The organism is Glaciihabitans sp. GrIS 2.15, from assembly GCF_035984695.1.
In the GTDB taxonomy this organism is placed as follows: domain Bacteria; phylum Actinomycetota; class Actinomycetes; order Actinomycetales; family Microbacteriaceae; genus Lacisediminihabitans.
On sequence record NZ_JAXCHU010000002.1, the window covers coordinates 150,464 to 173,161 of the forward strand.

The following is a 22,698-nucleotide window of genomic DNA, read 5'->3' on the forward strand; positions in this document are numbered from 1 at the left end:
TCACCGGCATCTATATACCGGGGTCGGTCGTCAGGCGGCAGGTTGGCTTCTTGAGTGCGCGCAGTTCCCCCCAGTGCGGGGTGGTTCTTTGAGCGCGAGGTGGGCTCCTGAGGCGCGGGGGTGCGCGGGCTCCTCGAGCACGCGGGGGTGGTGGGCTCCTCAGGCGCGCGGGTGAGCGGAGCGGTAGCTCTCTTTGAGCCGTTCTGCCGAGACGTGGGTATAGATCTGGGTCGTGCCGAGGCTGGCGTGGCCGAGCAGTTCCTGCACCGCGCGCAGGTCGGCGCCGCCGTCGAGCAGATGCGTTGCGGCCGTATGCCGCAGCGCGTGCGGTCCGGACGGGCCGCTGCCCGGGATGGTGGAGAGAAGCGTCGACACGAGGGTGTAGACCGCGCGGGTGCCCAGCCGTACCCCGCGACCAGAGAGAAACAGGGCTTCCGTCGGATCCCCGAGCAGGCCACGGCGGGCGACAGCGAGATAGCGCTCGATGGCGCGTTTTGCGGGGACCCCGAACGGCACGACACGTTCCTTGGATCCCTTACCGGTGACACGTACCGTGAGGCGCCCGAGGTCAACGCTCGCGACATCCAGCCCAGTCACCTCGCTCACCCGCAGCGCCGATGCGTAGAGCAATTCGATCACCGCGAGGTCGCGAATGGCTTCCGGAGCATCGGACGCGGCGCGTGCGGCGAGGCCCGCGAGCAAGATGTCCATCTGCAGAGCGGTGAGAACGCGGGGTAGATGGTGGTCGGCGCGCGGGGATTTGAGCCGCGATGCCGCGTCGGCGGTAACCTGCTCCGTCTTCGCGAGCCACGAAGTGAGGCCGCGCACCGCTGCAGAGCGACGCGCGAGAGTGGACCGCGACAATCCCGCCTTGGAGCCCTGCCAGAGCCAGTCACGAAGGAGTTCGAGGGAGACGCGATCGGCATCATCGATCCCGCGCGAGTGAGCGAAAGAGCTGAGTTGGCCCAGATCCGAGCGATATGACCGCACCGTGTTCGCGCTGAAGCCGCGCTCGGCGGCGAGATACACCGCGAAGTCGTCGACAGCGCGTTCCAGTTGCACGGTTCCATCGTGGTGCACGGCGGCGCCATCGGAGGCGTGCCTCGCTCGCGAGTATGTGAAATGCGGCCGTAAGTGACACGCGCGCCCGAATATTCGGGCGCGCGTGTCACTCACGGCCGCATGGCCAAAGGGAGGAAGGGAGGCGCCGCGTGCATAGGTCAGGTGCGGCCACCCTCGACATCCGCAGCCGTGATGGTCGAGGCCTTGTTCGAGAAGATTTCGAGCCGTTGTTGCGGGCTCAACGCGGCCATCTTCTCCACAAAGTCGGCGCTGAATCCGCTCACCACCGGGTAATCCCCCATTGGAACCACCGAGTGCACGACCTGATTCTCGTAGACCTGAATGAGATTGAACGATTGGCCTCCATCGATCCCTGACAGGGAGCGGTCCGGCGCGCTGAGATCCATCGTGTAGCAGGTCGCCGCGGCGACCGAGACGGGAACTCCTGCGAAGGAGCTATGCGTGGCGTAGTGCAGGTGGCCGGCGAGGATACCCCGCACATCGGTTCCCCGGATCACCTCGGCCAGCCGCGCCTGGCCCCGCAGCTCCAGCAGCGCCATCAGGTCGATTGGGGTCGGAATCGGCGGGTGGTGAAGTGCCAGCAGCGTGCCGTGAATGGCCGGGGTGTCGAGTTCGTTCGCGAGCCAGTCGAGCTGCTGCGGAGTGATGTCACCGTGGTGATAACCGGGCACGGTGCTGTCGAACGCGATGATACGGAGCCCACCGATGTCGTGCACGCGGTCTTGCGGTCGCGGCGAGGCATCCGTTCCGGGGGGTTCGTCATAGAGATCAGTGGCGAAACGCAGCCGCTCGTCGTGATTGCCCATCACCCAGATCACAGTGGAGCCCATCCGGTCCGCAGCAGGCTCCACGATCTGACGGAGGCTACGATACGCGTCGTGTTCGCCGAGGTCCGCGAGATCACCGGTAAAGACGATGGCTGCCGGATTCGTTTCGGAGCGCTCCAACTGCTCCAACGCCCGGCGCAGGTTGCGATGGGTGTCGATGGACCCGTAGAGCGCTCGTGGGTCGCCGCGCGCATCCGCAGCGAGGAAATGCGTGTCGCTGAGGTGGGCGATCACATGGCTGGGAGCAGCGTATTGTCCGAACTGGGTCACAGCCCCACCTTAGGGCGGTGGTCCCTTTCGCTGTAGGGCAACTGCGGCGGCGATTACAGGCTGAGCAAAATCCATCCTCGCTCCCTCTCCGACGCCCCGCCGTCGATCTGCAGTGACCCGAGTTCGGCCTGCACTTCGGCGATCGACATTCCCGATCGCGCGGCGAGGTCGTCAACCGAGCGCGGAGACCGTGGGCTGAGCGCATCGATGAGGCGAACACGGGCCGAGGTCGAGCACGGGAGGCTCGCCGCTGGATCGGGGATGCCGGCGACTTCTGTACCGGGCACGAGTTCGGCCATGTCCGCTGCAGAGGTGACGAGGGTAGCCGCGAACTCGCGGATGAGACGGTGGCAGCCCGCCGATGCGGCCGAGGTGACCGGTCCCGGCATCGCCCCGATGGGTCGTCCGAGCGACGCGGCGTGGCCCGCGGTGTTCAGTGAGCCGGATCGCCAGCCCGCCTCGAGCACGATGGTGGCCTGGCTCGCCGCAGCGATGAGTCGGTTCCGCTGCAGAAATCTCCATTTTGTCGGCGGGGAACCACACGGAAGCTCGGAGATGACCGCGCCGGACTCGACGATGCGAACCAGCAGCGCATCGTGGCCGCTCGGGTAGAACCGGTCGACTCCGCCAGCGAGAATGGCCACGGTCTGCCCCGAACTGGCCAACGCCGCGCGGTGTGCCATTCCGTCGATGCCATACGCCGCACCCGAGATGATCGCGAAGCCACGATCGACCAGCCCCGCGGATGCTTCCATCGTCACGTGTTCGCCATATCCGGTCGCCGCTCGGGCTCCCACCAACGCGATCGAGTGCTGCGCTGCCGCGAGCGTCGACTCGTTTCCGCGCAGCCAGAGCGCAATGGGCGCATGGGCACCGAGGTCGTCGACGCCCACGGGCCAGGCCGGATCCCCCGGTACCAGCAGACGAACAGCGAAGCGAACGGCTTGTCGAAGAGCGACGAGCGCGACCCCCGACTTGAGCCGCGGACTCCAGCGAGCGAGCGCTGACTCGATATCTGCTGCCGAAAGATCCGAGCCTCCCGCGGATGCCGCATCCGCGATTCGCTTCACCGGCCAGGAATCCACGAGCACGGTCAGCGCGCCGGCCGCACCGAGAGCCGCAACGAGCTCGCCAGCGGCACGGTCTCCGGGTTCGGCGATACCGGTCCAGCTCGCACGGGCGAATACCTCTTGGACACTTCCGGAATCCGGATCCGGCGCGACTGTGCGCACCAGCCCGGTGATCTCGGCGCCGTCCAGTCCGAACATGCTCATGGTGGTTCCCTTCTGAATGGTTGTGGTCACAGCGCCCTCCTCAGGTAGAGGGCGCGACCGATATGGTCTGCGGTTGGAGTCGCTGCGCCCGCGAGATCCGCGATCGACCAGCCCAACCGCAACACCCTGTCGTACCCGCGCATCGTGAGCCCGCCGCGTTCCAGGGCGCGGTCGATCGACGCCGTCGTCGAGGGTGACAGTCGTCGGTCTTTGCCGCGAAGCCAGGCGCCCGGCACCTCAGAATTGAGTCGCCACGGGGTCTCCGAGAGGCGTTCGGCGCTGGTTTGACGGGCATCCGTCACACGCTGGCGGGCCGCAGCGGAGGTGATACTGGGGTATTCGTCGCCGAGCCTCAGGCGAACGGCCGTGACCCGACTGACCCGCAGCTGGATGTCAATGCGATCCATCAGCGGTCCGGACAACCGAGCGAGGTACTTGCGGCGCAAATGAGGTGTGCAGACGCAATCGGAGTCGGTCGCGCCGTACTGCCCACACGGACACGGATTAGCGGCCATGATGAGCTGAAAACGCGCGGGGAAATGCGCAACGGCGTTCGCCCGATGGATGCTGACCACCCCGGCCTCGAGCGGCTGGCGCAGTGCGTCGAGCGCTGCCGGTTGAAACTCGGGAGCCTCATCGAGGAACAACACGCCGTGCGAGGCGCGCGCTGCGGCGCCCGGACGAATGACCCCGCTGCCACCGCCAACGAGCGATGCCGCCGTGGCGGTGTGATGGGGAGATTCGAGCGGCGGGCGTACCGCGAGACTCGCACCGACCGGGAGGCCCGACAGTGAGCGGATCGAGCTCACCTCCAGCGCATCCTCGGCCCCGAGATCGGGGAGAAGCCCGGGGAGTCGGGCAGCGAGCATCGTCTTGCCGGCGCCCGGAGGGCCGAGCAGGAAGACGTGGTGCCCGCCCGCCGCCGCGACGGTGAGTGCCTCGATGGCATCCTCGTTGCCCACGATGTCTGAGAGATCGAGCCCATCATCGACCGGATTCTCGACCCGCGGCAGCTCGATCGCATCGACCGCGATCGGTTCGAGTTCGCCACCGTGCCAGATCGCTGCATCCCGGAGGGAGCTGACCGCAACGACGCGGATGCCGGGAACGAGGCTCGCCTCCCCCGCGTTTCCGGCCGGTACCATCACGATCGCGGCTCCCGCCCGTGAGGCCGCGAGCACCGCCGGCAGGATGCCCGCGATCGGGCGCAGCCGCCCGTCGAGGCCAAGCTCGCCGAGGTGCACCACCCGCGCGACCGAGTCGAGGGAAATGACGCCCGCCGCCGCGAGCACCGCCATCGCGATGGCGAGGTCGAAACCGGACCCGTGTTTGGGTAGCGCGGCCGGGGAGAGATTCACGGTGAGTTTGCGATTCGGCAGGGGGCATCCGGAGTTCGTCGCGGCGGCCCGTACGCGATCCCGAGCCTCGTTGAGCGCGGCATCCGGGAGCCCGATGAGCACAAAAGAGGGGAGGTTGCTCGAGATATCTGCCTCGACGTCTACGAGAGTGCCGGTGAGCCCGAGCAGGGCGACGGCGGTGGTGTGCGCGATCGCCATCAGAACACCCGGGTTAGATGGTCGATCTGCGGAGGTCCATCCGAGGGCGCAATCACCGAGATCGCATCGATGCGGATGCTGCGGTGATCACCGGGGTTCACCGCGCACCACGCGGCAGCGAGGCGCCTGACCCGCGCGAGCTTCTGCGGGGTGATGGCCTCGAACGGATGTCCGAAAGCCACGCTCGACCGGGTCTTGACCTCGACGAACACGGTATCAGCGCCATCCACCGCGACGATATCGATCTCCCCCTGGCTGCAGCGCCAGTTGCGATCGACGACGAGGTAACCGGCCGTGGTGAGGAAGGTCGCGGCGAGGTCTTCCCCTCGCCGGCCCAACAGGTCTTTCGCAGCCATGGCTACCTCCGAGAAAGAGGATGCCGCGGGGTAAGCCGGCTGCGAGCTACCCGTTGCCTAAATGTGCATGACCGAGGGTCTGGGCCGAATGTGTGGGAGGGGCAGGTCCCACTTTCCACCGGTCAGGCCAGGCTTTTCCAGAGGAACTCGTAGATGAGGGCCTGCAAGCGTGCGGTGTGCGAATTGTCGACCGCGCCGCCGTGTCCACCGTCGGAGTTCTCGTAGTACAGCACGTTGTCGATCCCCATTGCCTGCATCCGCGCCGCCATCTTGCGCGCCTGCACCGGGCCGACCCGGTCGTCGCTCGTGGCAGCGTAGAACAACACCGGAGGGTAGTCCGTATCGTCTTTCAGCAGCTGGTATGGCGAGAAGGTGCGGATGTACTCCCACTCCTCCGCGACATCCGGATCTCCATATTCGGCGATCCAGGAGGCGCCGGCCGAGAGGTGGGTGTAGCGCTTCATATCGAGCAGTGGCACGCCGCAGACCACCGCTCCGAAGAGCTCAGGGTAGGTCGTCAGCATGTTGCCAACGAGCAGCCCGCCGTTGCTTCGGCCCTCGCACGTAAGCCGCGCGGCCGTGGTGACGCCGCGGGCGACGAGATCCCGGGCGATCGCAGCGAAGTCCTCGTAGGCGCGCGGACGGTTCTGCTTGAGTGCGGAGGTGTGCCAGCCTGGGCCGAATTCTCCCCCACCGCGGATGTTCGCGAGCACGAAGACTCCGCCCCGGTCGAGCCACGCGCGGCCGACGATTCCGCTGTATTCCGGCAGGCGGGATGCCTGGAATCCGCCATAGCCGGACAGCAGGGTCGGATGCGAGCCGTCGAGCGCCAGGTCGCCGGCGGCGACCTGGAAGTAGGGCACGCGCGTGCCATCATCCGATACCGCCCAGTGCTGCTGCACGTCGATCCCCTCGGCGTCGAAGAACGCCGGGGACGAGCGGATCACCTCCGGCTCAACGGATCCGAGAACGCCCCGCAGCACCGTGGATGGAGCGGTAAACCCGGTCGCGTGCACCCAGAACTCGTCGGACTCGTCCGGATCGGTGTCGATCACTCGCACCGTGCTGAGGGCCGGAAGGCCAGCGAGTGATGACCGCGACCATCCGTTGGAGGGATCAAGCACGACAAGGGTGGAGGCGACGTCCACGAGCAGTGTGAGGATGAGGTGGCTGTCGGTGAAGTCCCACTCCTCGAGCGCCGTGTGCGCATCAGGCACGAACAACACGTCGAAATCACGGTCGTCGGCAAGGAAGGCGTCGAGCCTCATCGCGATCAATGCCCCCGTGGGGTGCACCACTCCGCCAATAACCCAGTCGGACCGTGGATGCACGAGCAGCCACTCGCGGCGAAGGGAGAGGTCCGCGTCATCCGGAACCTCCAGCGGCACGAGCTCCCCGTCGACCACGAGGAAGGTGCGACTGCGATAGAAATCGAGGTGTTCCACGATGAGATCGCGCTCGAAGCCCGGAGTGTGATGGTGGACGCCGGCCACCGCGAGATCACCGGAAGCGACCTCGTGCACGAGTGTCGCATCCGAGAGCGGCTGCCCCCGGCGAAGGCGACGAACCGTACGTGGATAGCTCGACTGGGTCATGCTGCCCGGCCCAAAATCGGTTCCGAGGTAGATGGTGTCGCGGTCGATCCACGAATATTCGCTCTTGGCGGTCGGCACGATGAACCCGTTCGGCACGAAGCTGCGGGTTGGCAGGTCGAACTCGCGAACGGTCACCGCGTCGCCGCCGTCGGGGGAGAGCGCAACGAGCGCCCCCGTGTAGTCACGCGGCAGCAGCGTCGCCCCGGAGAACACCCACTCGGCACCCTCGCGTCGCCCGAGTTCATCGACGTCGAGCAGCAGCTCCCAGTCGGTGTCGGCCGAGCGGTAGCTCTCCAGCGTGGTGCGTCGCCAGAGGCCACGCGGATGCTCGCGGTCCCGCCAGAAATTGTAATAGTGGGCGCCGCGCCGGCTCACGATCGGGATGCGATCGTCGGAGTCGATCACCTCGAGAAGCCGGCCCGACAGTGCGTCGAATGCGGGAGAAGCGAACCGGGCGAGCGTTGCTGCGGACTGCTCGGCCGCCCACTCGAGGGGAGCCTCCCCGTGGATCTCTTCCAGCCAGAGGTTCTCGTCGGTCATCGGGTAAGCCTACGTGGGGCTGCTACTCGTCGAGCGCGAGTTCCTTGGGCAGCTCGAGCTCCTTGGCCGAGAGCTCTTCCACGTTGACGTCTTTGAACGTCAGCACGCGCACCGACTTCACGAACCGGTCAGAGCGGTACACATCCCACACCCAGACGTCGTTCATCGTGAGCTCGAAATAGAAGTCGTGCTCGGTATCTTGGCGCACGAGCTCGACCTCGTTGGCGAGGTAGAAACGACGCTCGGTCTCAACAACGTACCGGAACTGGGATACGACATCCCGGTATTCGCGGTACAGCGCCAGTTCGACCTCGCGGTCGTAGTCTTCGAATTCGTCTTCGTCCATGCTGGGGTAATTCTAGTTCAGCCACGGAGAGCGGATTCGCCCGCATGCAACCAGGTGCGGCGGTGGAAGTGTGTGGCACCGAGTACGGCGATCGCCGCGAAATGGTCGGCGCTCCCGTAGCCCTTGTTCGAGGACCAGCCGTAGCCCGGGGTGCTGTCGTGGGCGTCGATCATGAGCCGGTCACGGTGCACCTTCGCGACAACGGATGCAGCAGCGACTGATGCGCAGTCCCGGTCGGCCTTCACGCGGGTCGTCAGCGGCACGGGGTTCTGCAGCGCAGGGCTGAGCCAGTCGTGACTCCCGTCGAGCAGTATCACCGATTCGCGCACGCGCGCCCCTGCCTCGTGCAGCGACACAAGCGCCCGCCTTCCCGCCAGTCCGAGGGCTGCGATGATGCCGACCTCGTCGACTTCTTTCGCCGTGGCGAGTCCCACTGCGCTGAACAGCGCCCAGGATGCCGCCAGCGGCGCCAGCGCCTCCCGCCGCTTCTCGCTCAGCAGCTTTGAGTCGCGCAGGCCTTCCGGCATCGCACCGACCGAGACATCCACCACACAGAGGCCGACGGCCACCGGTCCGGCGATTGCGCCGCGCCCGACCTCGTCGCAGCCGATGACGAATCGGGCGCCGCCATCGTGGAGCTGCGTCTCACAGTCGAGAGTGGGAGTGGCGATAACCACTTATTTCGACATGCCCGGGTTAGCCGCCGAGACGCCACTGAAGACGTTGGGGTAGTCATCGAGCCAGGTCCAGTGGCTCGACGGCCAGCTGATCAGGAAGGCGCGGCCCACGACGTCATCCATCGGCACGAAGCCCTTGGTCGGGGTGTTGGCATTCGCTCGGGAATCCCGCGAGTTGTAGCGATTGTCACCCATCACCCAGAGCGAGTTCTTCGGCACTGTCACCGAGAAATCGTTGGCCGCGACCTTTGTCTCGCCGTTCTGGAGCTTGAGGTACGGCTCTACCAGGGGGATGCCGTTCACCGTCATCTGTCCGAAGGCGTTGCAGCAGGCCACTGTGTCGCCCGGCAATCCGATCACGCGCTTGACGAGGTGATCGTTACTGTCGGGAGCGCTGAGCCCCACCACGGAGAGCACCCAGTCCACGCCCGCGACGAACCCATTTTGCTGAACCGCCGGCTGGGCCAACAGCCACCCCCCTGGGTCTTTGAAGACAACGACATCTCCATGCTGCAGCGGAACCATCCGAGGCACCAGTTCGTTGACAATGATGCGGTCGTCGATCTGAAGCGTGTTTTCCATCGACCCGGAGGGGATGTAAAAGGATCGGATGAGAAACGCCTTAATCCCGACAGAGATGATAATCGCCGCGACCACGATCAACACGATGTCGCGGATGAAGAGTTTCACCCCACGTGTCTTACTACTCCGCGTTTCAGCCACGTCGTGCGTCGACGTGGCTGGATCGATATCTGTCATTAAACCCCTGAGCTCCCCATCATTTTAGGTGGTGGGGAGCTCAGTCAAAACTTCGGTGAAACGGCGCGTCTAGTGCGCGTCACGCTTTTCTTTGATCTTCGCCTTCTTGCCGCGGAGATTGCGCAGGTAGTACAGCTTGGCGCGACGCACGTCACCGCGGGTGACGACCTCGATGTGGTCGATCACCGGAGAGTGCACCGGAAATGTGCGCTCGACGCCCACCTGGAAACTGACCTTGCGAACGCAGAATGTTTCGCGCACACCTTCGCCGGAGCGACCGATAACGACGCCTTGGAAGACCTGGATGCGGGACCGGGTACCTTCCACGATGTTCACGTGGACCTTCACGTTATCGCCGGCGCGGAAGTCCGGGATGTCCGATCGGAGGGAGGCCGCGTCGACGGCGTCAAGAATATGCATGGTGGTTCGCTCTCTGCAACCGCCACAGGTCGACCGCGAATTAGGGTGTCACATCAGATGAGAAATGGTGCCGATAGCAATGACGACTCCCCTGTGGCAGAGCCGTGCGGTAGGCACAAATCGCTATTCTGCCACATCGCCCGGAACTAAGCCACTCGCGCGCCTGGCGGCACCCTCGCTTGCATCAGGGCCCCCTGATTCACTGCGGAGACGCAGCTCCTCATAGTCGAGTCCGGTGAGGCGGGTCACCGCCTCCTGCCGCGTCTCGACGAGGTACTCGATCAGCACGACCCAGAGAGTGGTGAACGCGATGATGATGATGACTCCGCCCGCAATGTCTGCGATCGTGAAAGAGGCATCTCGAAAGCCCTGCCCGAAGACGTGGGTCGCGATGGAGGTGCCCGGTTCGGTACTGTGCACCGAGTCGACGACGAAGAAGCCGTAGCAGAGCACGGCGAAATACCAGCCGGACAGGAGCACGGCATCCGTCTTCGATACGGCGCCAGAGTGACGCGCGCTTCTGCGTGCCCACGTGATGGTCGTCACCACAGCGAGGAAAATGAAGAGTACCGGGGCGAGGAACAGCCCGATGGCGTAGTGCCAGCCGAGGATGACGCCGAAGAATACCCGCCCGATCAGCAGCCACAGCGGCAGCACGATGGTTGCGGCGAACTGGGTGTTGAACAAAACCCGGCGATACCACATGGACAAAAGTTTACGCTCGACAGAGAAGACCAACCGCCCACGCGGTATCGCGGGTAGTTCGCGGGCAGGTCGCAGTGAGGAGACACGGATGATCGAGCTCAGGACGCCGGCAGAAATCGACGAGATGCGCGCCGCTGGCACTTTCGTGGCAAACACCCTTACCGAACTGGTCGCGGCCTCGCAAGTGGGGGTCAACCTGCTCGCGCTCGACTCGCTGGCGGCGAAGCTCATCCGCCGGGTTGGGGCCACGAGTTGCTACGTGGATTACCACCCCTCGTTCGGTGCCATGCCATTCGGCAAGGTGCTCTGCACCTCGGTGAACGATGCGGCTCTGCACGGGCTCCCCCACGACTATGCGCTGAAGAACGGTGACGTGCTCAGCCTCGACTTCGCGGCATCCGTCAACGGCTGGGTGGCCGATTCTGCCGTGACGGTGATCGTGGGCACACCGCGGCCGGAGGATGTCACTCTTATCGAGACGACGGAACGCGCGCTCGCGGCGGGCATCGCGGCCGCCACTGTGGGGGCCCGCATCGGCGACATCTCGGCCGCGATCGGCGAGCTCAGCCGGGCGGCGGGCTACTCGGTCAACGTCGACTTCGGCGGGCACGGCGTCGGCCGGACGATGCACGGGGATCCGCACATCCCGAACGACGGTCGCCCTGGCCGCGGACTGCCACTGCGCGCAGGTCTGGTCTTCGCCATCGAGCCGTGGCTCATGGAGGGTACGGACCGCATTTTTACCGACCCGGATGGCTGGACCCTGCGTAGCCTGGACGGCTCACGGGCCGCCCACAGCGAGCACACGATCGCGATCACGGATGCCGGCCCGGTGGTGTTGACGGCCCGCTGAACCTCACTGCTGCTGGGTCGCGCATCGCTCGACAGCGATCGACGCGCTCTGCGCCCATGAGTGACACTCGCGCCCGAACGTTCGGGCGCGCGTGTCACTCGTCGGCGCGACGGCATCCCCAGCACCAGTCCCCCGCCCGGCGCGACGGCATCCCCAGCACCAGTCCCCCGCCCGGCGTGACAGTCTCCCCCGCTCCAGTCCCCCGCCCCAGTCCCCCGCCCGGCGTGACGGTTGCCCGTCATCCGCTCCCGGTAGCAAATGCAGGACTGGGCGTGACAGGAGTGGCGGGAAAGGCTCACCCGCCTCATCCGTAACACCCGGTCCTGCATTTGCTACCGGCAGGGCGACACGGGTGCGGACCGATGTCCGGCGTCGCCGGAGAACGGCGAGGTTCCCCGAAGCGGATGCAGCGGGCAGACGCCCTACAGGGCGCCGGGTCGTGCGCTGCGCCACTCGTCGGCGAGCAGGGCGTACGCAAGCCCGTCGAGCCATTCGCCGGAACGGTGCAGCGACCCGCGCACGTCGTGGGACTCGCGGCGCATGCCCACGCGCTCCATCAGGCGCCAGGACGGCAGGTTGTCGGCGAAACACTGGGCAAGCACCCGGCGCAGGTGAAGCTCCTCGAAGCAGATTCGGATCAACTCGGCGACGGCTTCGGTGGCGTATCCCCTGCCCGCGTAGGCGGGGTCGAGGCTCCAGCCGAGCTCGGCCTGCACCGCGCGCGCCCGATCCGTAACTTCAGTCTGGGCCCACGCATCCTCGATGGCCAGCATCAGGTCGCCGATCACGTGTCCATTGAACTCGATCACCAGGGTCTTGGCCAGTCGCGCGGGCTCGGTGAAATCGGCGAGATAGTGCTCGCTGTCGGGTTGAGCGCTGGTGATCCAGAGGGCGACGGACTCTTGTCGGCGATAGCGCCAGGTTGCCGGACCGTCTGCCTCTGTCGCCGGGCGGATCTCGAGGCGCTCGGTACGAACCGGCCATGCGACGGCTCCGAGGCCTTCGCTCACGGGCTCGTCCGTCACGCGCGCGGAGCGACGTCTTTGGGCACCGCATTCTCCGGCGGCAACAGGTCGGGCCGCACGCGCCGGGTGCGCTCGAGCTGCTGCTCGTGCCGCCATGTAGCGATCGCACCGTGATTGCCGCTCAACAGCACGGGAGGCACCTCGAATCCGCGCCACTCTCCCGGCTTCGTGTAACTGGGGTATTCGAGCAGTCCATCGGAATGGGATTCCTCGACAAGACTCTCCGGGTTACCGACGACACCGGGGATGAGTCGCCCGATTGCCTCGATCATCGCCATCGTGGCGACCTCTCCCCCGTTGAGCACGTAGTCGCCGAGGCTCACCAGACGCACGCGGGCGCGGGTTGCGGCGTAGTCGACGACGCGCTGGTCGATGCCCTCGTACCGTCCGCAGCCGAAGACCAGCCGGGGCTCGGTCGCGAGTTCGTTGGCAAGTCTTTGGGTGAAGAGCTCCCCGGCAGGTGAGGGGAAGATCACGACCGGGGCATCCGCTCCCTGCGCCTCACCCGCGTAGAGGATGCTGTCGAGCGCTTCGCCCCAGGGCTCCGGCTTCATCACCATTCCGGCCCCGCCGCCGTAGGGCGTGTCATCGACCGTGCGATGCCGGTCGAAGGTGAAGTCACGCAGGTCGTGGATGCCGAGCTCGATCAGCCCGGACTGCCGCGCTCTGCCGAGAAGGGAAACATCGAACACGGAGAAAAACTCCGGAAATATCGTGACGATGTCGATGCGCATCGTTGAGTTCTCTAGTCGGTCGACGTCGGGCCGGGCTCGACTTCGGGCTCGACTTCGGGCTCGACTTCGGACTCGCCAACAGCGGACGCCGCATCCGGCTTCGTCTCTCCGTCGTCGTCCGGCAGCTCTTCAAAGAGGCCATCCGGGGGTGTAACCGTGATCGTTCCCGATTGGATGTCAACGGTCGGCACGATGGCCTTCACGAACGGCACCAAAACTTCACCGGCATCGGTCGTCACGTGGATGAGATCCTGCGAGGGAAGGTGATCCACCTGGCTGACGATTCCGACGCGGATGCCGTCACGCACGACCGCGAGTCCGACGAGCTGATGGTCGTACCAGGCATCCTCCTCGTCCGACGGGGCGGCGAGGTCGTGGTCGATCCAGAGAATGGCCTTGATCAGGCCCTCCGCGGCGGACCGGTCGGAGACGTCCTTGAAGAACGCGACAGGCTGCAGGTTGTACCACTTGAGCTCGATGAGCTCGAGGGTCTTTCCGTGCCACGCCGAAGAGGTCGGTACCTGGAGGGTGAACACGGCGCCCGGAACGAAACGACGTTCCGGGGCATCCGTGTAGAGCTCGACTTTGATCGCTCCCTTGAGGCCATGGGCCTTAGTGAGGCGACCGACCCGCAACTGGTCAGTCCCATTCAGGACCGGTGCCGGGGGTGTGCTGGGTTCTGGGTTGTTAGAAATCGGTATCCACCACGTCGACGCGCACCTTACGACCATCGGCAATGGCCGAAACGAGGGTGCGGAGCGCCTTCGCGGTGCGACCTGCGCGACCGATCACACGGCCGAGGTCCTCGGGGTGCACGCGCACCTCGAGAACCTCACCACGTGGTGAATTCTTTGCTACGACCTGAACCTCGTCGGGATTATCGACGATTCCCTTGACGAGATGTTCGAGGGCGGCTGCGAGCATTACCTACGCCTTATCGGCGCTGGCAGCCTCGGCGTCAGCCTCGGTCGCGTCATCGGCCTTGACCTCGGCGGCGTCGGAGACGGCCTCGACCTTGGCGGCGTCGGCGTCGTTCAGACCTTCGACCGCCGGGGCAATGTCAGCTTCCGGCGCCTCGACAGGCGTGTCGACGGATGCCTTGGCCGGCGCCTCGACCTTTGGCGCGGGTGCCGCGGACTTTGGCTTGAGCACAGGCTTCTTCTTCTCATCCGCGACGAAGTCCACTTTGGACTCTTTGGTCCTGACAGTGCTGACGGCGTTCTTGTCGCCCTGGAAGATCCCCCAGTCGCCCGTGAGTTTGAGGATGGCGGCGACCTGCTCGGTCGGCTGCGCGCCGACTCCGAGCCAGTACTGCGCGCGGGCCGAATCGACCTCGATGAACGACGGCTCTTCGGTGGGGTGGTACTTGCCGATCTCCTCGATCACACGACCATCACGCTTGGTGTGTGAGTCGGCGACGACGATACGGTAGTAGGGAGCGCGGATCTTTCCCATGCGCTTCAAACGAATTTTTACAGCCACAATTCTCCAGAGATGATTTATGAGGGCGAACTGCTTGCCGTGAGCGTGGGGTGCACACTCGGCAGAAAAGCTCTGATGGGAGACGATGCCGTTGGATTAGAGGGTCGAACGGCATAACGCTCGACTTGTCATTCTTGCAGGTTTTTGCCGGTTTCAGGAACCAACCGCTGTGAAGGGCACCCGAGCACGCTTGCGCGACAGGGCGACACCAACCAGGCACACGATTCCGCCGACGACCGCGAGGGGCGCGGGCACCTCCCGGAAGAAGAGAAATGCCTCGAGCACGACCAGTGCCGGAACGATGTAGGTGGTGACGGCTAGCGATCCGGCTGACATCTTCGACAGGGCGTAGGCCCAGGTGCTGAACGCGATCGCTGTGGGCACGACACCGAGGTAGATCGCGCCGAAGACACTCGAAACCGGCGCCCGCGACAGGTCATGGACCAGCGATCCGGCGAACGGGGTGCAAGCGATCGCGCCGATGGCGCACCCCAGGAAGGTGACCTGGCGATTGGGCAGTCGACGCAGCACCGGTTTCTGACAGAGGACGCCGATCGAGTAGGTGACGGCAGCAACCAGGGACCAGAGGACTCCGGTTCCATCGCCCACTCCGGTAATTCCGCTTGAGATACCGATGAGCACGACGCCGAGGAACGCGACACCGGCGCCGATGAGCAGCCACCGCGGGATGCCGTCTCCGAGGAAGACACCGGCACCGAGCGCAATGAGCAGCGGGCCGATGTTCACGATCATCGCCGTCGTCCCGGCATCCAGGGTGTGCTCCGCGATATTGAGTGAGACGTTGTAGGCCGCAAACCACGCGATCCCAAACACCACGATCAGCAGCCATTCCCGACCGGTCGGGCGTACCCAGCGGTGACCGACCAGGAGAAGCGACAACACCACCGTACCGACGACCAGCCGCGCGAGCGCCAAAGAACCCCCAGTGAAATGCGGGGCGACACCGCGAATCACTATGAATGCGCTCGACCAGGCGAGCAGCGTCACGATGATCGCGATCAGTACCGAGGGGCTGAGCTTGGGGGCGACGGTGGAATGAGCGACTGGATCAGCGCTGGGGAGGGGAATGCGGGTCATCCACTCAGGCTATCCACAGCCACCGTTGCAGCGGTGCAGCCTGCGAGATGATGTCCGCAATTCGGGCAGGTTTGGCCGAAACGCGTCAGCCCAGCATCAGGCTAGCGTCAGCTCTCAGAGAAACCGGGCGCGATCCGCGGCCAGGGACAGAGCTGTTCCAGCTGCGTCGCGAGCGAGAGGATCAGCGCCTCACCGGCGCCGTCAGGCTGCGGCTCGGCGACGATCTGCACCGCGAGCGGCACCTGTGCCGTGGCGTGCCAGCCGGCGGGGATGCTCGCCGCCGGCCAGCCGAGGAGATTCCAGGTGGACGGATACGGGGCATAGCGGATGTTCGAAACGATGTTGGCCCACCAGCCGCGCTCGTGCCAGTTCTCGGCGAGCGGACCGGGTTGCGCGAGCGTCGGCGTGAGCAGCAGGTCGTAATCCGCAAAAAAGTTGTGCACCGTGGCCCGCAGGCGATCGACCGGTGCCGCCTTCAGCAGGCCAGTCCGGCGTGCGAGCCGGCCGAGTCGGGCATGCACTCGCACGCGCCGCTCGAGCTTCGCGGGATCGAGGCCCTCGGCATCGGTGGCGGTACCCGCAAACCAACGAGCGAGCAGGGGAAGCGGGTTCGGGTCGTAGGGAAACTTCACGTCGTTGACACTGTGCCCAGCGGCGCGCAGCGCGGCAGCCGTCTCGACGAGACCCCGGCGCCACTCCGGGTCGAGAGAGACGAGCGCGGAGGGCTCCCCCGCCGCGATAGCGATGCGCAGGGGACGCGACGGTATCACCGGGAACGCAAGCTCCGGACGACCCGCCATGACCGAGAGCAGGAGCGCGGCATCCGCCACCGTCGTGGCGAGGGCTCCGTTCTCGCTCATGCCGAGCCAGGCATCGACGCCGATCCCCTGGGGGACGAGTCCGCTGCCTGGCTTGATGCCGAACAAGCCGCAGTTAGCGGCGGGAATTCGAACCGACCCCATGCCATCATTTCCGTGCGCGAATGGTACCTGGCCGGATGCGACGGCGGCGGCAGAACCACCGGATGAGCCGCCGGAGGTGCGTTTCACGTTCCATGGATTGCGGGTGGTGCCGTAGACCGAATCGGTGGTGCCGAAGACGCAGAGCTCTGGCACTCGAGTGATGCCGACGACGACTGCTCCGGCGGCCCGAAGTCGGGCGACGATTTCATGATCAGCCGACTGTGCTGCCGAATCTGTGGCGGCCGACCCGTCGCGCATCGGTTCCCCCGCGACCGGGATGTTGTCCTTGATGACGATCGGCACGCCAGCCAGCGGAAGTAGCGGACGATCGATGCGAGCATCCACCTCCGCCGCCTCGGCGAGGGCCTTCTCGGCGCGTACCACTTGAAAAGCACCTAAACCGGTACCCCTCTCGATTCGAGCGAGCGCGGCGCGGGTGGCATCGACGGCGGTGAGAGCGCCGGAGCGGACTGCCGCGGCACTCTCCACAGCGGTGGGGAGAGTCATGGGCTCAGCCTATGGTCCCCTCACCGCAAACCGTGTCAGGCGTTCTTGCCATCCCGCCAGCTGAGCCAGTCGCGCACCGGCGCGAGATCGTAGTCCGGACCGGTAATGCCGATCGTGAAGAGGGTCGTTCCGAGATCGTGCAGTTCATCCGCCTGCTCTGGAGTACGCCCACGCAGCTCGGTCGAGATCTCGATCTCCGTGACATCCCGCCCCACGGCCTCGCCGTGCTCTCTGAGAATTCCGAGCTTGCGCTGGAGGGTCTCTGGGTCGCTGAATGAGTGCCAGATATCCGCGTGCCTCGCGACGATTCGCAGGGTCTTCTTCTCGCCACCGCCCCCGATCAAAACCGGGATATGCCGGGTGGGCGGCGGGTTGAGCTTGCCCCAGCGATCCTCGATGATCGGGAGATTGGCCGCGAGAGCATCCAGTCGCTGGCCGACGGTGCCGAATTCGTAGCCATACTCGTCGTAGTCGCGCTCGAACCATCCGGAGCCTGTGCCGAAGATGAATCGGCCGATACCCGTGCCCTTCGCGCTGATGTGGTCGATGGTGCGGGCCATGTCGGCCTGAAGGTTGGCGTTGCGGTAACTGTTGCAGTTGACGAGTGCGCCGAGCTCCACGCGCGAGGTCTGCTCGGCGAGCGCCGCGAGCATGGTCCACGACTCGAAGTGCAGACCGTCGGGTTCGCCGGAAAGCGGGTAGAAGTGGTCCCAGTTGAAGAGGATATCGGCGCCGAGCTCCTCTAGTTCGGTAGCGGTATCGAGAATCTTCTCGTAGCGCGAATGCTGGGGCGCGATCTGCACGCCGAGTCGGACGGGACGGGTCGATACATCAGTCATGGGACAAGCCTATGGTGCTCCACTCGGCATCCTCATAGGGTGCCAGGGTTGACTCGGACTCCATGACTTCTTTGCGAACACGTGCCTGTGCGATCGTGCTCGCTGGCGCAATGCTGGCGCTCGCAGGATGCTCTCCCGCCTTGCTCGCACCCGACAGGAAACCCTCCTCGTCGGCAAATCGTCCGGTGGTCGTGGCAATCGGTGACTCGATCATGAAGGGACACGGTCTCTCGGCAGAGCAGGCCTGGCCCGCGACGCTCGCCCGGTCCACGGGCTGGGATCTCACCAACCTCGCCTGCGACGGCGCTGGCTTCGCGACCGCGGGCGACGACAACGACTGCGGCGCCGACTTCTCCGGTCTCGTGAACGAGGCCGTGGCGCTGCATCCGACCCTCATCATCATTTCGGGCAGCAGCAACGACCTTGGCATCGACAACGACCACTTGCGCACGGAGACCAACTCGGTGGTCTCCAGCCTGCACGCCGAGCTGCCCGCGGCGACGATCGTCGGCATCAGCACCGTGTGGAACGACAGCGTGGCGCCCGATCAGATGAACGACATCAACGAGCAAGTGCGCACGGCAATCATGGCGGTGAAGGGTCTCTACCTCGACATTGGCCAGCCCCTGGCCGGCCACCGGTCGTGGCTGCAATCAGACCGCGTGCACCCGACCGTGCGTGGGCAACAGAAGCTCGACGAGGTGATCACCGGGGCGATTCGCAGCGCGAAGCTGTCGATCTGACGCCGACGTCCTCCAGCCGTTTGTGATCAATACGCACCCTCCGCAGGTGCCGACCCTAAGACGGCGTGTATGCCCCCGGAGCGGACCTCGACGCGCCGGCTTCAGCCGCGGCCGAGCAACTTCTGCAGGCTCGTGAGCTCTTCCTCGGACGGTCCGGCCTTGCTGGCACCGCCACCGAGTCCGAACCCTGATCCCGCAATTCCCGTAGACGGTTTCGCTCCCGAAGCCAAGGCCGCGTTTTCCGCGGCCCGCTTGGCCGGGTTTCCCGACTTCGAGCCCTTCTTCGGCTGCACCCTCTTCGGCGCGCCGAACTTGGCCCCGGGGATCGGCCCCATGCCCGGCACCTGTGGCATGCCACCCTTCGCCACGGTCTTCATCATCTTCGCGGCCTGTTCGAAGCGGTTGACGAGCGCGTTCACCTCGGTGACGGTCGTTCCGGATCCGCGGGCGATGCGCACCCGGCGCGATCCGTTCAGAACCTTCGGCTGACGGCGCTCGCCAATGGTCATCGACTGGATGATGGCCTCGGTACGCGTAATCTCCGACTCGTCGAAGTTCTCCAGCTGCTGGCGCATGCCCTTCGCACCAGGAAGCATCCCGAGCAGATTCTTGATCGAGCCCATGTTCTTGAGCTGCTGCATCTGGCTGAGAAAGTCCTCAAGGGTGAAGCTGTCGGTCATGAACTTTTCGGCGACCTTGCGCGATTCCTCCTCATCGAAGGTCTTCTGCGCCGTCTCGATCAGGGTGAGGATGTCACCGAGGTCGAGAATGCGGCTGGCCATGCGGTCCGGATAGAAGGGCTCGAAGTCATCAAGTGACTCGCCGGTGGAGGCGAAGATGATCGGGCGTCCAGTGACGGATGCCACGGAGAGCGCCGCCCCACCACGCGCATCGCCGTCGAGCTTGGTGAGAACAACAGCCGTGAAGTCGACACCCTCCTGGAAGGCTTTGGCCGTCGCGACGGCATCCTGGCCGATCATTGCGTCGATGACGAAGAAGACCTCATCCGGATCGATCGCCCTGCGGATGTCGGAGGCCTGCTTCATCAGGTCGGCATCGACGCCGAGGCGGCCGGCCGTGTCGACGATGACAACGTCGTACTGCTTGTCCCGCGCGAACTTCACCCCGTCCCGTGCGACCTTTACCGGGTTGGCTGCGCCTCCGAAGAATGACTTCGGCGCGGCATCCTCCGCTCCGACATTGCCGGGTTCCGGCGCGTAAATCGCAACGCCGGCCTGCTCGGCGACGACCTTCAGCTGGGTGACCGCGTTGGGTCGCTGGAGGTCGGCCGCGACGAGAAGGGGAGTGTGATTTTGACCGGCGAGCCACTTGCCAAGTTTGCCCGCGAGGGTCGTCTTGCCTGCACCCTGGAGGCCAGCGAGCATGATGACGGTCGGCGCCGTCTTGGCGAACTGGATGCGACGGGCCTCTCCCCCGAGGATTGAGACGAGCTCGTCGTTGACGATCTGTACCACCTGCTGGGCAGGATTGAGCGCCTTCGAGACCTCGTCGCCAAGGGCCCGCTCGCGCACCCGTGCGGTGAAATCCTTGACAACTTCGAGGGCGACGTCGGCGTCGAGCAGGGCACGACGGATCTCGCGAACGGTGCCGTCGACATCCGCGGCACTGAGTTTGCCCTTGCCGCGCAGGTTCTTGAAGGTATCCGCGAGGCGGTCAGTGAGGTTTCCGAAGGTGGCCATTGTGAAGATAGTTTAACCCGCGATCACGAGGGATCGCGTCTGGCGGACGCTTCGCTGGCGGATGCCCCGCTGGCGGACGCCCCGGCCTAGGCTCGCCCCATGCGATTCGGAATCACGATCCTGCCTCAGCAGCCCTGGGCCACGGCGAAGAGGCTCTGGGCCCGAGCGGAGGAACTCGGCTTCGATCACGCCTGGACCTACGATCACCTGTCCTGGCGCACCCTGGCCGACGAGCCGTGGGGCGCCACCATCCCGACCCTCACCGCCGCGGCGACGGTGACTTCGCGCATCCGGCTCGGTACTTTCGTGTCGTCGCCGAACTTTCGGCATCCGGTGACCTTCGCCAAGGATGTTGCGACGGTTGACGACATCGCCGGCGGTCGATTCCTGCTCGGAATCGGTTCGGGTGGCACCGGCTTCGACTCGTTCGTGCTCGGCCAGCCCGAGCTGACAGCACGGGAACGCCATGACCGATTCGCCGAATTTGTGGAACAGCTCGACGGGCTGCTGCGCTTCGAGCACGATGGGCCGATCTCCTTCGCCGGCGACTGGTTCACGACCCACGAGGCGCGCATGGTCGGGGTGCCAGCGCAACTGCCGCGAGTTCCCTTCGTGATCGCGGCGAATGGACCGAAGGGGCTCGATCTCGTGGCGCGGTTCGGCCAGGGCTGGGTGAGCACGGGAAGGGACGGCGCCACCGGGGAAGACTGGTGGCACTCTGTCGCGACACTCGCCGGGCGGCTGGATGACGCGGCGGAGCGCCGGGGACGGGATGCGGCGTCCATAGATCGGTACCTGTCGATCGACTCTGGCGGGCAGTTCGCATTGCAGAGCGCCAGCTCGTTCGACGACATCGTCGGGCGGGCCGCTGCACTCGGGTTCACGGATGTCATCGCCCACTGGCCTCGCGCACAAGGAATCTATGCGGGCCCTGAGTCGGTACTCGACGAGGTGGCGGGTTTGCTGCCGGGGTTGCGCTGAGGCACCCGGCGCGAATCACCGGGGATCGATGACTCGGGCCGCGCGCCCGTGAGTGACACTCGCGCCCGAACGTTTGCCCGCGAGTGTCACTCGTGGGAGCGGAGGTTCAGTGCAGAGCTGCGGGGCGGTTCGAGCATCTAGGCTGCAGGAATGCCTGACTCCCCCGTTCGCACGGCTCCGCTCGGCTCCTCTGGCATCGAGGTCACCGAATTCTTCTTCGGTGGCGCAGCCATCGGAGGCATCGGATCCGCGCCATCCCGCATTGGCCTCGGTATGAAGACGGATGAGGCGCTTGAGCGGCTCGACGAAGCCTACGAGGTCGGCATCCGGGTGCTCGATACCGCCAATTCTTTCGCGGGCGGCGAGAGCGAACGCGTGATCGGCCGCTGGCGCGAGGAGCGCGAACGGGCCGACGTACTGGTCTCGACGAAGGTCGGAAATGTGGTCGAGCGCGGCCAGGAGACGATTTCGCTCGCCGCTGACCACATCGAACGGCAACTCGCCCTCAGCCGATCGCGCCTCGGCTCGGTCGACCTGTATCTCGCCCACGGATTCGACGAGCGCACGCCGCTCGAAGAGACGATCACCGCGTTCGCCGCCGCCATCGATACCGAGCAGATCCGAGCCTGGGGGTGCTCCACCGGATCGGTGCGTGAGGTCGAAGCCTGGTTGCTCGCTGCGGACAGCGCTGGGCTGCCGCGACCGGCCTGGGTGCAGTCCGAGCTGAGCCTCCTCGCGCGCTCGGTGGAGAGGGATCTGCTGCCGCTGCTCGCCGAAGAGGGCATCGGATTCGTGGCGTACTCGCCGCTGGCCGGCGGCATCCTCTCCGGGCGGTATCTCACTGACGATCCCGAGGAGCTTCCCGATCCTGCCGCGGGCAGCCGGTTAGCGCTCGCGCCCGCGATGTACGCCGCAGCATTCACGCTGCCGAACCTCGCACGGGTCGCGGCCCTCGAGAGTCTCGCGCGGGAACGTGAGGTGGGAATCGCCGCCCTCGCTCTGGCCTGGCTGCGTCGTCATCCGCAGGTCACGGCCACCATCGTGTCGCCGCGTCACACCGAACAGTGGGACGCGGTGACGGATGCCGCGTCGATGGACTTCGACGACGCGCTCGCCGAGCAGGTGGCGGCGCTGTTCGACTGAACAACTTCGCCATGAACGTTTCCGGAAACGCGAGAGGTCCGCAGCGAAGCGAGGGTCGGATGGTCACAGAATCTTGGAGTCACGAGACTTCCTGTGCTCGATGAGGGGGTTGGGGCTTATCCCCTCTCTCCTCTCCCCTATCGATGCACGCGATGGTGGGGAACGTCGAACTGCTGAGCCGCCCGGTTGAGGACGATGGGCAGATCACGTCGCTGACGGCTCT

Annotated in this window: 23 protein-coding genes and 1 pseudogene; 4 read left to right on the forward strand and 20 right to left on the reverse strand. The window is 65.6% G+C overall.

Features of this window, described 5'->3' with window-relative positions; translation table 11 throughout:
• Nucleotides 1-159 precede the first annotated feature (159 nt).
• The 11 genes from RCH11_RS03095 to RCH11_RS03145 form a co-directional block, all read right to left on the reverse strand.
• Nucleotides 160-1,062: a tyrosine recombinase XerC gene (locus RCH11_RS03095; RefSeq protein WP_327055531.1), complete on the reverse strand. Its 903-nt coding sequence runs from the start codon at nucleotides 1,060-1,062 to the stop codon at nucleotides 160-162.
• Between the two features lie 158 nt (nucleotides 1,063-1,220).
• Nucleotides 1,221-2,180 (reverse strand): metallophosphoesterase, encoded by a 960-nt coding sequence (locus RCH11_RS03100; protein WP_327055532.1) that lies wholly within the window; start codon nucleotides 2,178-2,180, stop codon nucleotides 1,221-1,223.
• A 53-nt stretch (nucleotides 2,181-2,233) separates the two neighbouring features.
• Nucleotides 2,234-3,484, reverse strand: a complete 1,251-nt coding sequence (dprA, locus tag RCH11_RS03105) for a DNA-processing protein DprA (RefSeq protein ID WP_327055533.1) — start codon at nucleotides 3,482-3,484, stop codon at nucleotides 2,234-2,236.
• Nucleotides 3,481-5,010: a YifB family Mg chelatase-like AAA ATPase gene (locus RCH11_RS03110; protein WP_327055534.1), complete on the reverse strand. Its 1,530-nt coding sequence runs from the start codon at nucleotides 5,008-5,010 to the stop codon at nucleotides 3,481-3,483. The genes dprA and RCH11_RS03110 overlap by 4 nt, the downstream gene beginning before the upstream one ends.
• A complete protein-coding gene (locus tag RCH11_RS03115) occupies nucleotides 5,010-5,366 on the reverse strand; it encodes a YraN family protein (protein WP_327055535.1) in 357 nt (118 codons plus the stop codon). The genes RCH11_RS03110 and RCH11_RS03115 overlap by 1 nt, the downstream gene beginning before the upstream one ends.
• 122 nt (nucleotides 5,367-5,488) lie before the next feature.
• A complete protein-coding gene (locus RCH11_RS03120; protein WP_327055536.1) occupies nucleotides 5,489-7,501 on the reverse strand; it encodes a prolyl oligopeptidase family serine peptidase in 2,013 nt (670 codons plus the stop codon).
• Between the two features lie 22 nt (nucleotides 7,502-7,523).
• Nucleotides 7,524-7,847, reverse strand: a complete 324-nt coding sequence (locus RCH11_RS03125; RefSeq protein ID WP_097061390.1) for a DUF2469 family protein — start codon at nucleotides 7,845-7,847, stop codon at nucleotides 7,524-7,526.
• A gap of 17 nt (nucleotides 7,848-7,864) precedes the next feature.
• The gene (locus RCH11_RS03130) at nucleotides 7,865-8,524 is read right to left on the reverse strand and encodes a ribonuclease HII (protein ID WP_442788993.1); all 660 of its coding nucleotides are present in this window, start codon (nucleotides 8,522-8,524) and stop codon (nucleotides 7,865-7,867) included.
• Nucleotides 8,525-9,283: a signal peptidase I gene (lepB, locus tag RCH11_RS03135; RefSeq protein ID WP_327055537.1), complete on the reverse strand. Its 759-nt coding sequence runs from the start codon at nucleotides 9,281-9,283 to the stop codon at nucleotides 8,525-8,527.
• Between the two features lie 69 nt (nucleotides 9,284-9,352).
• A complete protein-coding gene (rplS, locus tag RCH11_RS03140; protein ID WP_147783871.1) occupies nucleotides 9,353-9,703 on the reverse strand; it encodes a 50S ribosomal protein L19 in 351 nt (116 codons plus the stop codon).
• Nucleotides 9,704-9,826: 123 nt separating this feature from the next.
• Entirely contained in the window at nucleotides 9,827-10,408 is a 582-nt protein-coding gene (locus tag RCH11_RS03145) for a hypothetical protein (RefSeq protein WP_327055538.1), read from the reverse strand.
• 88 nt (nucleotides 10,409-10,496) lie between these two features.
• On the opposite strand from RCH11_RS03145, the gene map reads away from it, so the two are divergent.
• A complete protein-coding gene (gene map / locus RCH11_RS03150; protein ID WP_327055539.1) occupies nucleotides 10,497-11,261 on the forward strand; it encodes a type I methionyl aminopeptidase in 765 nt (254 codons plus the stop codon).
• 422 nt (nucleotides 11,262-11,683) lie between these two features.
• Here the strand turns inward: map and RCH11_RS03155 are convergent, their stop codons facing one another.
• From RCH11_RS03155 to RCH11_RS03190, 8 genes and pseudogenes are all read right to left on the reverse strand, one after another.
• Nucleotides 11,684-12,271 (reverse strand): GNAT family N-acetyltransferase, encoded by a 588-nt coding sequence (locus RCH11_RS03155; protein ID WP_327055540.1) that lies wholly within the window; start codon nucleotides 12,269-12,271, stop codon nucleotides 11,684-11,686.
• 11 nt (nucleotides 12,272-12,282) lie between these two features.
• On the reverse strand, nucleotides 12,283-13,020 hold the full coding sequence (gene trmD / locus RCH11_RS03160; RefSeq protein WP_327055541.1) for a tRNA (guanosine(37)-N1)-methyltransferase TrmD: 738 nt from the start codon (nucleotides 13,018-13,020) through the stop codon (nucleotides 12,283-12,285).
• 11 nt (nucleotides 13,021-13,031) lie between these two features.
• Nucleotides 13,032-13,751: a ribosome maturation factor RimM gene (gene rimM, locus RCH11_RS03165; RefSeq protein WP_442788994.1), complete on the reverse strand. Its 720-nt coding sequence runs from the start codon at nucleotides 13,749-13,751 to the stop codon at nucleotides 13,032-13,034.
• Complete coding sequence (locus RCH11_RS03170) at nucleotides 13,708-13,944, reverse strand: RNA-binding protein (protein ID WP_185201169.1); 237 nt, start codon at nucleotides 13,942-13,944, stop codon at nucleotides 13,708-13,710. Before RCH11_RS03170 ends, rimM begins: the two co-directional genes overlap by 44 nt.
• 153 nt (nucleotides 13,945-14,097) lie before the next feature.
• Nucleotides 14,098-14,502 (reverse strand): annotated as a pseudogene (gene rpsP, locus RCH11_RS03175) (30S ribosomal protein S16); the annotation flags it as partial.
• A gap of 153 nt (nucleotides 14,503-14,655) precedes the next feature.
• On the reverse strand, nucleotides 14,656-15,600 hold the full coding sequence (locus RCH11_RS03180; protein WP_327055543.1) for a DMT family transporter: 945 nt from the start codon (nucleotides 15,598-15,600) through the stop codon (nucleotides 14,656-14,658).
• A gap of 107 nt (nucleotides 15,601-15,707) precedes the next feature.
• On the reverse strand, nucleotides 15,708-17,069 hold the full coding sequence (locus RCH11_RS03185) for an amidase (protein ID WP_327055544.1): 1,362 nt from the start codon (nucleotides 17,067-17,069) through the stop codon (nucleotides 15,708-15,710).
• 35 nt (nucleotides 17,070-17,104) lie between these two features.
• The gene (locus RCH11_RS03190; RefSeq protein WP_327055545.1) at nucleotides 17,105-17,908 is read right to left on the reverse strand and encodes an LLM class F420-dependent oxidoreductase; all 804 of its coding nucleotides are present in this window, start codon (nucleotides 17,906-17,908) and stop codon (nucleotides 17,105-17,107) included.
• A gap of 62 nt (nucleotides 17,909-17,970) precedes the next feature.
• Between RCH11_RS03190 and RCH11_RS03195 the strand changes: the two genes are divergently transcribed.
• Nucleotides 17,971-18,651: an SGNH/GDSL hydrolase family protein gene (locus RCH11_RS03195; protein WP_327055546.1), complete on the forward strand. Its 681-nt coding sequence runs from the start codon at nucleotides 17,971-17,973 to the stop codon at nucleotides 18,649-18,651.
• A gap of 101 nt (nucleotides 18,652-18,752) precedes the next feature.
• On the opposite strand, the gene ffh is transcribed toward RCH11_RS03195, so the two are convergent.
• Nucleotides 18,753-20,351, reverse strand: coding sequence for a signal recognition particle protein (gene ffh / locus RCH11_RS03200; RefSeq protein ID WP_327055547.1), 1,599 nt, complete (start codon nucleotides 20,349-20,351; stop codon nucleotides 18,753-18,755).
• Between the two features lie 99 nt (nucleotides 20,352-20,450).
• Between ffh and RCH11_RS03205 the strand changes: the two genes are divergently transcribed.
• Both RCH11_RS03205 and RCH11_RS03210 read left to right on the forward strand, forming a co-directional pair.
• A complete protein-coding gene (locus RCH11_RS03205; RefSeq protein ID WP_327055548.1) occupies nucleotides 20,451-21,332 on the forward strand; it encodes an LLM class flavin-dependent oxidoreductase in 882 nt (293 codons plus the stop codon).
• Between the two features lie 150 nt (nucleotides 21,333-21,482).
• The gene (locus RCH11_RS03210) at nucleotides 21,483-22,475 is read left to right on the forward strand and encodes an aldo/keto reductase (protein ID WP_327055549.1); all 993 of its coding nucleotides are present in this window, start codon (nucleotides 21,483-21,485) and stop codon (nucleotides 22,473-22,475) included.
• Nucleotides 22,476-22,698 lie beyond the last annotated feature (223 nt).

Excerpts from the sequence above, each read along its gene's own strand:
- RCH11_RS03110 (WP_327055534.1), bottom strand. The coding sequence starts at position 5,010 with ATGGCGATCGCGCACACCACCGCCGTCGCCCTGCTCGGGCTCACCGGC.
- RCH11_RS03115 (WP_327055535.1), bottom strand. The coding sequence starts at position 5,366 with ATGGCTGCGAAAGACCTGTTGGGCCGGCGAGGGGAAGACCTCGCCGCG.
- RCH11_RS03120 (WP_327055536.1), bottom strand. The coding sequence starts at position 7,501 with ATGACCGACGAGAACCTCTGGCTGGAAGAGATCCACGGGGAGGCTCCC.
- RCH11_RS03125 (WP_097061390.1), bottom strand. The coding sequence starts at position 7,847 with ATGGACGAAGACGAATTCGAAGACTACGACCGCGAGGTCGAACTGGCG.
- lepB (WP_327055537.1), bottom strand. The coding sequence starts at position 9,283 with ATGACAGATATCGATCCAGCCACGTCGACGCACGACGTGGCTGAAACG.
- rplS (WP_147783871.1), bottom strand. The coding sequence starts at position 9,703 with ATGCATATTCTTGACGCCGTCGACGCGGCCTCCCTCCGATCGGACATC.
- RCH11_RS03145 (WP_327055538.1), bottom strand. The coding sequence starts at position 10,408 with ATGTGGTATCGCCGGGTTTTGTTCAACACCCAGTTCGCCGCAACCATC.
- map (WP_327055539.1), top strand. The coding sequence starts at position 10,497 with ATGATCGAGCTCAGGACGCCGGCAGAAATCGACGAGATGCGCGCCGCT.
- trmD (WP_327055541.1), bottom strand. The coding sequence starts at position 13,020 with ATGCGCATCGACATCGTCACGATATTTCCGGAGTTTTTCTCCGTGTTC.
- rimM (WP_442788994.1), bottom strand. The coding sequence starts at position 13,751 with ATGGTCGTAAGGTGCGCGTCGACGTGGTGGATACCGATTTCTAACAAC.
- RCH11_RS03170 (WP_185201169.1), bottom strand. The coding sequence starts at position 13,944 with ATGCTCGCAGCCGCCCTCGAACATCTCGTCAAGGGAATCGTCGATAAT.
- RCH11_RS03180 (WP_327055543.1), bottom strand. The coding sequence starts at position 15,600 with ATGACCCGCATTCCCCTCCCCAGCGCTGATCCAGTCGCTCATTCCACC.
- RCH11_RS03185 (WP_327055544.1), bottom strand. The coding sequence starts at position 17,069 with ATGACTCTCCCCACCGCTGTGGAGAGTGCCGCGGCAGTCCGCTCCGGC.
- RCH11_RS03190 (WP_327055545.1), bottom strand. The coding sequence starts at position 17,908 with ATGACTGATGTATCGACCCGTCCCGTCCGACTCGGCGTGCAGATCGCG.
- RCH11_RS03195 (WP_327055546.1), top strand. The coding sequence starts at position 17,971 with ATGACTTCTTTGCGAACACGTGCCTGTGCGATCGTGCTCGCTGGCGCA.
- ffh (WP_327055547.1), bottom strand. The coding sequence starts at position 20,351 with ATGGCCACCTTCGGAAACCTCACTGACCGCCTCGCGGATACCTTCAAG.
- RCH11_RS03205 (WP_327055548.1), top strand. The coding sequence starts at position 20,451 with ATGCGATTCGGAATCACGATCCTGCCTCAGCAGCCCTGGGCCACGGCG.
- RCH11_RS03210 (WP_327055549.1), top strand. The coding sequence starts at position 21,483 with ATGCCTGACTCCCCCGTTCGCACGGCTCCGCTCGGCTCCTCTGGCATC.